This is a genomic window from Methylovorus sp. MP688 (genome assembly GCF_000183115.1).
GTDB classification, from domain to species: Bacteria; Pseudomonadota; Gammaproteobacteria; order Burkholderiales; family Methylophilaceae; genus Methylovorus; species Methylovorus glucosotrophus.
Map to the genome: position 1 here is coordinate 2,783,522 of NC_014733.1, position 12,271 is coordinate 2,795,792.

At 55.8% G+C, this 12,271-nt stretch carries 10 protein-coding genes and 1 pseudogene; 6 read left to right on the forward strand and 5 right to left on the reverse strand.

Features of this window, described 5'->3' with window-relative positions; genetic code table 11:
- Positions 1-28 precede the first annotated feature (28 nt).
- A pseudogene (locus MPQ_RS13165) lies at positions 29-319 on the forward strand (HU family DNA-binding protein); the annotation flags it as partial.
- An 81-nt stretch (positions 320-400) separates the two neighbouring features.
- Here MPQ_RS13165 and MPQ_RS13170 read toward each other — a convergent pair.
- The gene (locus tag MPQ_RS13170; protein ID WP_013443463.1) at positions 401-685 is read right to left on the reverse strand and encodes a DUF5666 domain-containing protein; all 285 of its coding nucleotides are present in this window, start codon (positions 683-685) and stop codon (positions 401-403) included.
- 237 nt (positions 686-922) lie between these two features.
- On the opposite strand from MPQ_RS13170, the gene pqqA reads away from it, so the two are divergent.
- On the forward strand, positions 923-994 hold the full coding sequence (pqqA, locus tag MPQ_RS13770; RefSeq protein WP_013440845.1) for a pyrroloquinoline quinone precursor peptide PqqA: 72 nt from the start codon (positions 923-925) through the stop codon (positions 992-994).
- Between the two features lie 95 nt (positions 995-1,089).
- Here the strand turns inward: pqqA and ybaL are convergent, their stop codons facing one another.
- The gene (gene ybaL, locus MPQ_RS13175) at positions 1,090-2,781 is read right to left on the reverse strand and encodes a YbaL family putative K(+) efflux transporter (protein ID WP_013443464.1); all 1,692 of its coding nucleotides are present in this window, start codon (positions 2,779-2,781) and stop codon (positions 1,090-1,092) included.
- A gap of 310 nt (positions 2,782-3,091) precedes the next feature.
- A complete protein-coding gene (locus MPQ_RS13180; protein ID WP_013443465.1) occupies positions 3,092-4,018 on the reverse strand; it encodes a hypothetical protein in 927 nt (308 codons plus the stop codon).
- Between the two features lie 350 nt (positions 4,019-4,368).
- Between MPQ_RS13180 and MPQ_RS13185 the strand changes: the two genes are divergently transcribed.
- The 4 genes from MPQ_RS13185 (at position 4,369) to MPQ_RS13200 (ending at position 10,392) form a co-directional block, all read left to right on the forward strand.
- Positions 4,369-5,271, forward strand: coding sequence for a carbohydrate kinase (locus tag MPQ_RS13185; protein WP_013443466.1), 903 nt, complete (start codon positions 4,369-4,371; stop codon positions 5,269-5,271).
- A complete protein-coding gene (locus MPQ_RS13190; protein ID WP_013443467.1) occupies positions 5,268-7,475 on the forward strand; it encodes an HAD-IIB family hydrolase in 2,208 nt (735 codons plus the stop codon). Before MPQ_RS13185 ends, MPQ_RS13190 begins: the two co-directional genes overlap by 4 nt.
- Positions 7,468-9,420 carry an alpha-amylase family protein gene (locus MPQ_RS13195; protein WP_013443468.1) on the forward strand — a complete coding sequence of 651 codons (1,953 nt, stop codon included), beginning with the start codon at positions 7,468-7,470 and terminating at the stop codon, positions 9,418-9,420. Before MPQ_RS13190 ends, MPQ_RS13195 begins: the two co-directional genes overlap by 8 nt.
- A 75-nt stretch (positions 9,421-9,495) precedes the next feature.
- The gene (locus MPQ_RS13200; protein ID WP_013443469.1) at positions 9,496-10,392 is read left to right on the forward strand and encodes a mechanosensitive ion channel family protein; all 897 of its coding nucleotides are present in this window, start codon (positions 9,496-9,498) and stop codon (positions 10,390-10,392) included.
- 85 nt (positions 10,393-10,477) lie between these two features.
- Here the strand turns inward: MPQ_RS13200 and MPQ_RS13205 are convergent, their stop codons facing one another.
- Complete coding sequence (locus MPQ_RS13205; RefSeq protein ID WP_013443470.1) at positions 10,478-10,657, reverse strand: hypothetical protein; 180 nt, start codon at positions 10,655-10,657, stop codon at positions 10,478-10,480.
- 213 nt (positions 10,658-10,870) lie between these two features.
- Positions 10,871-12,109, reverse strand: coding sequence for an MFS transporter (locus MPQ_RS13210; RefSeq protein WP_015831206.1), 1,239 nt, complete (start codon positions 12,107-12,109; stop codon positions 10,871-10,873).
- Between the last annotated feature and the right edge of the window lie 162 nt (positions 12,110-12,271).

Consider the following 12,271-nt stretch of genomic DNA (forward strand, 5'->3'; position numbering starts at 1 on the left):
TAGGTTAAGATAGGCGCTCCATCCAACAACCTTGATTGAAAACACTATGAACAAACAAGAATTGATTGAAGAAATTGCAACAAGCGCTGGTATTAGCAAGGCTGCCGCTGGCAAGGTGATTGATGCATTCACCAGCAGTGTGACTGGCGCTTTGAAGAAGGGTGACTCCGTAACCCTGATCGGTTTCGGTACCTTCGCAGTTTCGGAACGCGCTGCCCGTACTGGCCGCAATCCGCAAACCGGTAAAGAAATCAAGATTGCTGCACGCAAGGCTCCAGCCTTCCGCGCCGGCAAGGCTTTGAAGGATGCCCTGAACTAAACTGAACCACGGTTCTTTCAGTCAGGTAAAAACGCCAGCATATGCTGGCGTTTTTTTATGGGCGTGATGCATGGGAATTGATCAGAGCTTGCCGGCCGGTTTTGTACACTTCTCTGTCTTCTCGCTTTCGATTTCTTTAGCCAGTCCGTTCTTGTGTTCCACCTCCACACAAGCGCCAATGGCCAGCGGACCATGGTCGTCCTCAAGTTTGGTTTTTTCATTCACCTCAATCTGCTGGTCACCGATCACCCAGACACCCAGGTTGTTATCCGGCTTGCTCTGGATGGTGCCATAGAACTCGGTATCGGCCATGGCGGCCATGGGCAAAGCCAACAGACCTGCGATCACAAGACACGATTTCATCATGGTCTCTCTCCTTATTTATCGGTATGAATGTATTTGTAGGTGTATGCGCTGAGCGATTAAGTTCCACCCAGCGTCAATTGCCGCTCGCGATGTTTAATGAAAATCATGAGGCGTGAATCATGAATGGCAGCAGGGGTTTAATAAAACCGCAGGCGCATACTGCAGTCATACGAATACAGCAAGTTATCGCTGATTCATTACCCGGATGACTTAACCAAACCAATGAGGAGAACTATCATGTGGACCAAACCAGAAGCTACCGAAATGCGTTTTGGCTTTGAAGTAACGATGTACGTTTGCAATCGCTAAACGTTACTCACATCCAGGCGCCCGCTTGTAGCGCCTGATGAGAATAAAAAACGGAGGTTTCCCTCCGTTTTTTTATGGGCGAAAGCTACGTAAGGCTAGGACTGCACGAAACGATCCAGTATGTGCTTGGTCATGCCCTTCGCCAGCTCCTCCTCGCCATAGAACACTGTGCCTACGCCATCTTTTCTGAGCAGGGTAGATTCCTCTTCATTATGGGTGCGCACCACAATTTCAATGCTGGGTTGCAAGGTGGAAGCCGCCTCGGACATTTTGCGGAAATCGATGGTTTCCGGCGTGGCAATCACCAGCATGGACGCATTCTGAATATGCGCCTGCACCAGAACGGCAGGATCTGCGGCATTGCCCGACACGGCAGCCATGCCTTTTTTGCGCAGACCTTCCACAATCTCGCGGTTCTGCTCGGCAATCACAAACGGTATGCCTTGCTCGGTCAATGCCTGGGCAATACGCCGCCCGACACGGCCATAACCCACCAGCACCACCTGGCCTTCAAGCAGCTTGCGTTCGGTGCTCATGGGCAGTTCGGCAAACGGGTCGGTACGGCGATCGAGATGCCGCGCCAGTTTTGAAAAGCTCAGCAGCCATTTTTCGATGGGTTTTGCCAGAGAAAATACCAGAGGATTGAGCGCAATCGAAATCAGCGCCCCCGCCAATACCAGGCTCATGCCCTCGGCGGGCAGGATACCCAGACTCATGCCAAGCCCGGCGAGAATGAAAGAAAACTCGCCAATTTGCGCCAGACTGGCAGCCACCGTCAGCGCCGTATTCAGCGGATAGCGGAATGCCAGCACGATCGCCATGGCGGCAATGGATTTGCCGACAATAATAATCGCGACCACCGCCAGCACGCTGAATGGCTCCTTGACCAGAATCGCGGGGTCAAACAGCATGCCGACCGACACAAAAAACAGCACGGCAAACGAGTCGCGCAAGGGCAGAGATTCTTCTGCGGCACGATGACTGAATTCGGATTCGCGCATCACCATGCCCGCAAAGAAAGCGCCCAGGGCAAAGGACACACTAAACAGCTTGGCTGCGCCAAACGCAATGCTGATGGCAGCCGCAATCACCGCCAGGGTGAATAACTCACGTGAGCCGGTCTTTGCCACATGCCACAGCAACCAGGGCAACAAACGCTTGCCGGCCACCAGCATGAATGCAATAAAAAATGAAACCTGCAACAGGGTAAAGCCTATGGTTTGCCAAAGCGGGGCGGCGCTTTCCACCTGAGCGGTACCGCCCAGTATGCCGGCCAGCGGAGGCATCAATACAAGGACCAGGACCGTGGCAAGGTCTTCCACTACCAGCCAGCCCACGGCGATTTTGCCGTTCATGCTGTCGACGATGCCCCGCGCTTCCAGCGCCTTTAGCAGTACCACCGTACTCGCACAGGACAGCGCCAGGCCAAAAATCAGCCCCTCGCCCAGAGTCCAGCCCCACCAATAGGCCACACTGGCGCCCAGTACGGTTGCCAGCGTCATTTGCACGACCGCACCAGGCAAGGCAATGCGTTTGACCGCCATGAGATCCGCAATCGAGAAATGCAGGCCCACGCCAAACATGAGCAGCATGACGCCGATTTCAGACAATTGGGAAGCGATGCCGGTATCGGCAACAAAGCCGGGCGTGGCCGGGCCAATCAGAATACCGGCCAATAGATAGCCCACCAGAGCGGGCAACTTGATTTTTTCAGCAATAAAGCCGAACACCAGCGCCAGGCCGAAGCCCGCCGCAACGGTGGAGATGAGAGTGATGTTATGGTCCATAGCGCAGTTTTTTGTGAAGATTGTTATTGAACATCACTGCATTGAAAATCAGCTACAGTGCGGTAAGCGGGGCCGCATTTTATCGGTGAAGGATCCCATTGCATGCAAAAAAGCCTGTATTGACCAGCCCGCCAGGCAAAGCACTCGCAGAGCCTTACTCTGCTGTCTTCCCGTTTTTTTATTGATGATGCTTCACTAAAAAGTGATTCCCCAACATAAGGGAGTCTCATCATTAAAAATGGTTCGCATCTAATTCAAGGATTATGAACGATGAATAGCAGGGCGCCCCAGATCATGGCTCTGCCGCGGGCTACCACTGGAAATCTTTGATCAGAAAATCTTCCAGGCCATCATTGTCTTGGGGACGTGCAGACAAAGTCACCACCCGCCCGAGACGCTTGGACTCCCAGGTGAAATCCCCTTTGTAATCACGCCGGATAATCTCGATCATACGCTTGACCACCGCCCGGCGGATATCGCCATCAGGTGGAGCTTCCACCTCGATATATTCGGTGCGCGGATTGCTGAAGTAGCGCCAGCCGCGGAATACAAATTTGGCTCCGCGTGAGCTCATCTGGGTAATCTGGAACACACCGCCGCCGGCTTCCTTCAGGTTGCGCTGAATATTGGCCTCGCGAATCTCGTCCGCTGTCGGTCCACGATCCTTGGCCGCGGCGTCTTCATTCAGGATGGAAGGATCGCCCTGCGCACGTCGCCTGTCCTGCTGCTGTTTGACGTAGCTCATCATGTCGGTCGGCGGAGGCGACATATCCGGCTCCGGCGCAGGCTGGGGTGGAACGCGCCTATCCAGCGGAGTTGGAGCTTGATTGCGTGCAGGCGGCTGCGCCGCCATGACGGGAGGCGATGTGGGTTTGCTTGGCTTGCTTACCGGTTTGCTGACAGCCTTGGGGGGTGCTTTGGGCGCCGGGGCGGGCTCAGGCTCCGCCTGCGTACTGGGTTGCGGCGTCTCCGCAGCTTTGGGCGCCGCCTTGGGGCCCAGCTGCATCACAATCTGGCTGGATTCGGCAGGCTCCGCTTCCGGGCCCGAATCCAGGGGATGAATGATGACGGTAAACAGCAGAATCGCGTGTATCAGCAGCGAAATCACAATCGCGATCAGCGTATTGCGGCTGATACGAATCTGCAGCATGCGATCACCCTTGGGACGTTTATCCCAGGAAAAAGCGGCCGCGGCAGAGGTGGGCAGTTGCGAAGAGGGCTGTTTGTTAATCAACACGGGTTCTTGTGAGCTTGATGCTGGTCTAAATCGCCATATTGGAGCCATGCCACCCGAGATGGTTGCATGAACGACCATAAGCTTAACATCAAGCGTAATAGCGTAATGTTAAAAAAAGTAATCATCACTTAGTGGCAGATGGCGCCATATTCGTTTGCGAGCTTGGGTTCGTGTTGCCTGCTTTTAAAAAAAATCGAAACTTTGCCGCCCAAAAGCCTACTAAAAGGTAACAGGGGAAACTTACAACACCCTGACCATCCCACCATGTCAGGAGTGGCTGAATGTAGATTATCTTTTAAAAACAACAGCAAAAGGGAACTCCATTGCAATTACAACCTCACCATAAAGACATGGGCTCATGCGTTGCCTTGTTTGGCGAAGTATTAGCCGATGTTTTTCCTGATGGCCCTATTCTCGGCGGCGCTCCTTTCAATGTGGCGCGGCATCTGCAGGGCTTTGGTCTCAACCCCGTGATGATTTCCCGCACGGGAAACGATGCCCTGCGCGAAGAATTGCTGGCCGAGATGAACGCCCGCGGCATGGATACCTCGGGTATCCAGTGCGATCCCCAATATCCCACCGGCCAGGTCACTGTGCATATGGATGCCGGTGGTCATCGCTTTGAAATCCTGCCTTATCAGGCATACGACTATATCCACGCGGGTGTGACGCACATGCTGACCATGTCCATCAAGCCTGACCTGGTCTACTTTGGCACGCTGGCCCAGCGCAATATGGAGTCGCGCCTTGCCCTGGATAATTTTCTCAACGACGCCCGCAGCCCGCGCTTTCTTGATCTCAACCTGCGTGCGCCCTGGTATGACAAACATACGGTGCGACGTTCGCTGTTGCGTGCCGATATCGTCAAGATGAATGAAGACGAACTGGGCGCGCTGGCAGTGCTGCTGCGCCTGCCCGGAAAGTCGTTGCCTGAGCTGGCAATGGCGATGCTCAAGCGCTTCAATCTCAAACTGGTGGTGATCACACGCGGCGAGCAGGGCGCGTGGCAATTGAATGCCAGCGGTGAGTTGCAGGAAACCGGGCCACAAGCCATGGCGCAGCCTTTGCAGGATACGGTAGGCGCTGGCGATGCCTTTGCCGCCGTCTATATACTGGGCCATCTGCAGGGATGGGAAGCCAGCCTCACCCTCACCCGCGCCAACCAGTTTGCCAGCGCGCTCTGTGCCATCCGTGGCGCTGCGCCGCATGACCTGGCGTTTTACCAGCCCTTTGTGCAGGAGTGGCTATCATGATCACCGCCAGCGATAGCCCGCTGTATGTATTGATGATCAGCCTGCATGGCTTGATCAGAGGTTACGACCTGGAGCTGGGCCGCGATGCCGACACCGGTGGCCAGATCACCTATGTGGTGGAGCTGTCGCGCACGCTTGCTGCGCACCCCGAGATCGGCAAGGTCGATCTGCTGACCCGTGCCATCCTTGACCCTGCGGTCTCGCCCGAATATGCGCAGCCGGAAGAAGTGCTCTCGGCAGGTGCCCGCATTATCCGCCTGCCCTTTGGCCCCAAGCGCTATCTGCGCAAGGAGCTCATGTGGCCTTATCTGGATGAGCTGGTGGATCGTTGTCTGCATTACCTGCGGCAACAGGGCCGCCTGCCTGATCTGATCCATACCCACTATGCCGATGCTGGCTATGTCGGCCAGCAATTGTCACTGCTGCTGGGGATTCCCCAGGTGCATACCGGTCATTCGCTGGGCCGCACCAAACGTGAACGCCTGCTGGCAAGTGGCCGCAAGCAGCACGCCATTGAACGCCAGTTCAATCTGGAGCGCCGCATTGGGGTTGAAGAAGACATTCTCAAGCACGCCGCGTTTGTGGTGACCAGCACGCGCCAGGAGATCGACTCGCAGTACGGCATTTATCACAACGTTGCCCAGCAACGCTTTGTGGTGATTCCCCCGGGCACCGACACCAAACGCTTCTCACCCCCGGGCAGGCGCAAGATTCAATCTGACCCGCAGCAACAGATAGACCGTTTTCTCAGCGCCCCGGACAAGCCTATCATCCTTGCCATCTGCCGCCCCGACCTGCGCAAGAACCTCAAGGGCCTGGTCAATGCCTACGGACAATCGCAGGAACTGCAGGAAAGGGCCAATCTGGTGATCGTCGCCGGCACGCGTGAAGATATACGCGCCATGGAAGAGTCGCAGCAGCAGGTCATGCAAAACCTGCTGCTGGATATCGACAAGTATGACCTGTGGGGCAAGGTCGCCATTCCCAAGCAGATATCGCAGGATGCGATTCCCGAGCTTTACCGGCTGGCCGCCAGAAGACGCGGTGTATTTGTGAACTCCGCCCTGACCGAGCCATTTGGCCTGACCCTGATTGAAGCCGCCGCCAGTGGCCTGCCCTTTGTGGCACCGGATGACGGCGGCCCGCGCGATATCGTGCGCAATTGCCGCAATGGCCTGTTGGCCAATACCCTGGAATGCGAGGCGATAGGCCAGGCGCTGACCACCGCACTGGCAGACCGCAAGCAATGGCGCGCCTGGTCGGCGAATGGCCTGCTCGGCGTCAAACGCCATTACAGCTGGGATGCGCATGTTGCCAAGTACATGAAGGAGATACGGCAGGTACTGCGCCGCAATCGTAAAGGTGTGCGCCGTCATCACGCGCTGCTGCTGGATTCTGGCAAATCGCAAATGCCCCTGGTCGAGCGCACCCTAATCAGCGATATCGATAACACCCTGCTGGGCGAGCGTGCCTCGCTGCAGCAGCTGATGCAGTGGTTGAGCCGCAACAAGGGCAAGCTGGCGTTTGGCATTGCGACCGGACGGCCAGTTGAAAGCGCGATTGCCATCCTGAAAAAATGGCAGGTGCCGCAGCCGGAAATCCTGATTACCTCGGTTGGCAGCGAGATTCATTATGGCGCCAAGCTGATTCCGGATATGGGCTGGGCCAACCATATTCGCCATATGTGGCGCCGCGATGATCTGCAACAAGCCCTCACCGGCATCCCCGGCCTTACCTTACAAGCCCCGGAAAACCAGCGCGAATTCAAGCTGAGCTATATCGTGGACCCCGAACGCATGCCGACCATCAAGGAGTTGTACCGCCTGCTGGGCGAGCGCAAGTTGCGGGCACAATTAATCTATTCGCACCAGGAGTTTCTCGACATTTTGCCTATTCGTGCTTCCAAAGGGCATGCCATCCGCTACCTGGCCTACAAGTGGGGCTTGCCGCTGGAAAACTTCCTGGTGGCTGGCGACTCCGGCAATGATCAGGAGATGCTGGTCGGCAATACCCAGGCCATCGTCGTCGGCAATTACAGCCCCGAACTGCAGACGTTGAAAGGCATGCACAGCGTGTATTTTGCCTCAAGGCATTTTGCCGCCGGCATATTGGAAGGGCTGAGTCATTATGGCCTGCTGGGCATCCCCATCAGCACAACCCCGCAAATCCCGGATGCGGAAGAGAGCGAGGTGCCCCATGTATGAGCAGGTCTCGCATTCCCTGCTGAATGACATCCTGATCGGCCTGAAGCCCGAGATCAAGAAACACAATCTTCAGCATTTCTATATCCGGCTGGGCGCCAATTTTTACGCCATTTATTCGCTGTTTCATACCTTGTATGGCGAACGGCCGGATTACAAACAGCAATTGGGCAAGCTGGTGGAAACCCTTACGCGGCAATACCTGAATCGTGCACCGCATCTGCGCGAGCAGGATCTGGCGCGGGAAAAAGACCATACCTGGTTCCTGAGCCAGAAATGGGTGGGCTTCGCCATGTATTGTCAGGAATTCGCCGGTGATTTGCAGGGCGTACAGCGTCATCTGCATTTCCTGCAGGACCTCGGCATCAATCTGCTGCACATCATGCCCATCATGGATTGCCCTCAAGGCAAGAGCGATGGCGGGTATGCCGTGCGCGATTTCCGCCAGCTGGATCCGCGCTATGGCGCGCTGGCCGATCTCGATGCCCTGATCAGCAACCTGAAAAAGCGTGACATGCTGCTGGCGCTGGATGTGGTGGTCAACCACACCTCGGACGAGCACGAATGGGCGATCAAGGCACGGCAGGGCGACCCCAAATACCAGGATTACTACTACATGTTCGACAACCGCGAGTTGCCGGATTTATATGAAGAATCGATGCTGGAGGTCTTCCCCGAAACAGCGCCCGGCAATTTCACCTGGAATGCCGAAGCCAATAAATGGGTGATGACGGTATTCAACCAGTTCCAGTGGGACTTGAACTACCGCAACCCGGCAGTGCTGATCGAGATGATCGACATCATTCTGTACTGGGCCAATCATGGCGTGGATATTTTGCGGCTGGATGCCGTGGCCTTCCTGTGGAAAAAAATCGGCAGCAGTTGCCAGAATGAGCGCGAGGCCCACCTGATACTGCAATTGATGAAGGATTGCTGCCAGGTAACGGCTCCCGGCGTGTTGTTTATTGCGGAAGCGATTGTGGCGCCACCCGAAGTGATCAAGTACTTTGGCGAAGATGCCATCAATGCCAAGGAATGCGAGATTGCCTATAACGCCACCCTGATGGCGCTACTGTGGGAAGGCGTTGCCACCAAAAAAGCCTCGCTGCTCAACAAGGGCATACGCAATATTCCCAACAAGCTGGAACGCGCTACCTGGCTTAACTATCTGCGCTGCCATGACGACATCGGCCTGGGCTTTGATGATAACGATATCCGTCAGGCAGGCTATGAACCCTGGGCGCATCGGCAATTCCTGATCGATTATTACACCGGCAACCGTGACGACTCCATCGCCCGCGGCGTCGCCTTTGGCCGTAACGATAAAACCGGCGATGCCCGCATTTCCGGCTCGCTTGCCTCCCTGGCCGGGCTGGAAACCGCGCTGAACCGCCAGGACGAGACCGCGATTGATACCAGCATACGCACCATCTTGCTGTTGCATAGCATCATCCTGTCTTTCGGCGGCATTCCCTTGCTGTATTACGCGGACCCACTGGGCACGCTTAACGATACCTCGTATCTGGAAGACGAACTCAAATACAACGACAGCCGCTGGGTACACCGGCCCCGCATGAACTGGGAAAAGGCTGAACTGCGCCAGCAGCCGGGCACGGTGGAATATCGGATTTTCAATGGATTGAAAAAGTTGATTGCGCTACGCAAGGAACTACCCGCGCTGGCCGATCTGAACAATCGGGAACTGTTTGAGCTGGAAAACCCGCATCTGCTGGTGTATTCGCGCTTTGACCCGCTGAACAGCCAGGCCCGTGTGCTGGTGGTCAACAACTTTGACCATAACGCCCAAGCCATGCCGCTGGAGCAACTGCGGCGCGCCGGTTTTTTCACCCACGGCACCGTGCAAGAGACGATCTCGGCAGATAGCTATTCATGTGCTGAAGACAGTTTGCTCATCCCGCCACTCACCGCGTGCTGGTTCAAGACCTGAACCACACCGCCCGGCGGCCTGATGATGGCACACCATGCTGATCATCGCCCGCCAACACATGCAACAGGAGACACCATGGAACACTATCTCATTCAGCTTGGCATTGAAGACTTTCAGAAATTCTGGGAGATCGCCAAGGTATTTCTCAAGATTGTCCTGATACTGGCTATCGCCTGGCTGGCGATGCGCGTCATCAACCGCATGCTGCTGGCACTGAAAACGCACCTGCTCACGCATGCGCAGGATAACCCGGAAGAGATCAAGCGCGTGCAAACCCTGGGGCGCGTGTTCCGCTACATTGCCACCGTGCTGATTTCCGTGATCACCATCATGGAGATACTGAATGAGCTCGGCGTATCCATTGCGCCTATTCTGGCGGCTGCGGGGGTGGTAGGTGTGGCAGTGGGCTTTGGCGCACAAAGCCTGATCAAGGATTATTTCACCGGCTTTTTCCTGCTGCTGGAAAACCAGATCCGGCAGGGGGATGTGGTGGATGCCGGCGGTAAAAGCGGCTTTGTGGAAGAAGTGACGCTACGCTACATCAAGCTGCGCGACTATGATGGCAATGTGCATTTCATTCCCAACGGCGTTATTTCCACCGTGACCAATATGAGCCGCACCTTTGCTTTTTCCGTGATTGATGTGCGCGTGGCTTTCCGCGAAAACGTGGAAACCGTGATGACGCTGATGCGCGAAGTCGCGCATAATCTGAAAGCGGACCCGGACTTTAATCAGAAAATACTGGATGATCTGGAGATGGCCGGGGTGGATCGTTGGGATGATTCAGCGGTGATCATCAAATGCCGTTTCAAGGTGTTGCCGCTGGAGCAATGGACCGTGCGTCGCGAATACCTGAAGCGCCTGAAGCACGCTTTCGATGATGTCGGTATCGAGATTCCTTATCCTCACCTGACCATTTCGGCGGGCCAGATGCGGGGCGAAAACAGCCCTGCCATGGACAGCATGAATTAAACAGCAGGGGTGTCAGAGATGCGCCGGGAGCTTAATGCGGAAAAGCCAAAACCTCACATGCATTGGGCGCCAGGCGCCAGCAATGTCAGACGCAATCGCCGCTGGCTAGCGTCATCTTGACGATTTCGCGGCGTAGCTCAAGCTCGCGTTGCTGGGTTTTATACAGCGTGGTTTGCGTGAAGCGGTCGGGGATTTCCAACACATTCAGGTACTCCGGCTGAAACGCAGGAGCGGGGATCAGATAGTCAAAACTTGCGGCATGCATGTCAATTCCTTGTGGGATATCGGGTTAATACTCGGGCTGAAATTGTGTTTCAGCGCCATTAAGAGCACACGAAAATCAAAAGATTCCCGCGCACTCGCAGTTTATTTGGAATTTGCGGATAGCAAACCGCCAAACTAAGCTGATATCGTCCAGCAAATTGATTTCTTTAGGGTATTGCCAGATTTATTTGCCTGAGAATGCCTCCGGCAGGCATTAATGCAGCTCATGCAAGTGCAAGCGGCGCAACCGGGGCGCCAGGCGGGCCGTGGCGGCGACGACCGCCAGGGTCATGGTGCCACCAAAAATCACCGAGGGCACCAGCCCCATCAGCCGTGCGCTGACGCCGGACTCAAACGCCCCCAGCTCATTGGATGAGCCGATGAAGATGCCGTTGATGGCAGACACGCGGCCACGCATGGCATCCGGCGTCATCAACTGCATGATGGTGGTGCGCAGCACTACCGAAATCCCGTCAAAGACGCCCGACAGTGCCAGCAAAAAGGCGGCCAGCCAGAAATGCGCCGTCAGCCCAAACAGGATAATGCTGACCCCAAAGCCTGCCACTGCCATCAGCAGGTATTTGCCCGCATGCCGATTAAGCGGATGACGCGCCAGCACGATACCAATGATCACCGCGCCGACCGCAGGCGCGGCCCGCAATATGCCCAGCCCTTCGGGGCCATGATGGTACACATCATGTATGAACGCAGGCAGCATGGCCACCGCGCCACCAAACAGCACCGCGAACATGTCCAGCGCCTGGGCACCCAGCACAATCTGGTTGCTGAAAACAAAGCGCAAGCCTTGTCCTATGCTGGTAAACACCGGCACGCTCTCGGCCGGGGGTGGCTCAACCACCCGGATGCTAAGGATAGCGACCGCGGCCATCACGGCGAATCCGGCAGACACCAGGTAGGCCACGCTGACCGTGGTCCAGCCTACCAGAATGCCACCCAGGGCAGGGCCCATCACCAGCCCGATCTGAAATATGGAACTGCCCACCCCGGCCGCACGGCCAAATTCGCTACGCGGAATCACCAGGGCAAACAAGGCGCTGAAGGAAGGGCCTATAAACGCCCGGGCAAACCCGACACATACAATCGAACCATAAATCCAGTAGGTGGGATTCCCCGGCAGATAGCCTGCGGATACCGCCGCCAGCGTCAGGGCATTCAACATCAGCACGCCCCCTGCCATGGCGCCAAAAAATCGCCGGGAGTGATGGTCTACCGCGTAGCCAGCGAACAAGGCGGTGCAGATATAGGGCACCACTTCGGCCAAGCCTATGAGACCCAATGACAGTGGATCGCGGGTGAGTTGGTAAATATGCCACCCCACGACCACGGCCACGATCTGGTAAGAAAAAATCACCGAAAGGCGGAAGGCCATCAATTTCAGGAAAGAAGGGGTCTTGAGCAGGGGAAATTGGGCAGAATCTGTAGAAGAGGTCATGGCAGCGTTCGGTCTAAAAACGCATTTTACGGGAAACTGGAGCGAAATATGCTTGAAATTCCGTGTGACAGGGCATCACATCAACGCGATAGTCAGGCCACAGGCTGTGCAGAGATAAACATATGCAGCTAACGGTATGGTTTACACCTGTTAACGATTGGG

Excerpts from the sequence above, each read along its gene's own strand:
- MPQ_RS13170 (WP_013443463.1), bottom strand. The coding sequence starts at position 685 with ATGATGAAATCGTGTCTTGTGATCGCAGGTCTGTTGGCTTTGCCCATG.
- ybaL (WP_013443464.1), bottom strand. The coding sequence starts at position 2,781 with ATGGACCATAACATCACTCTCATCTCCACCGTTGCGGCGGGCTTCGGC.
- MPQ_RS13185 (WP_013443466.1), top strand. The coding sequence starts at position 4,369 with ATGGGCTCATGCGTTGCCTTGTTTGGCGAAGTATTAGCCGATGTTTTT.
- MPQ_RS13190 (WP_013443467.1), top strand. The coding sequence starts at position 5,268 with ATGATCACCGCCAGCGATAGCCCGCTGTATGTATTGATGATCAGCCTG.
- MPQ_RS13195 (WP_013443468.1), top strand. The coding sequence starts at position 7,468 with ATGTATGAGCAGGTCTCGCATTCCCTGCTGAATGACATCCTGATCGGC.
- MPQ_RS13200 (WP_013443469.1), top strand. The coding sequence starts at position 9,496 with ATGGAACACTATCTCATTCAGCTTGGCATTGAAGACTTTCAGAAATTC.
- MPQ_RS13205 (WP_013443470.1), bottom strand. The coding sequence starts at position 10,657 with ATGCATGCCGCAAGTTTTGACTATCTGATCCCCGCTCCTGCGTTTCAG.
- MPQ_RS13210 (WP_015831206.1), bottom strand. The coding sequence starts at position 12,109 with ATGACCTCTTCTACAGATTCTGCCCAATTTCCCCTGCTCAAGACCCCT.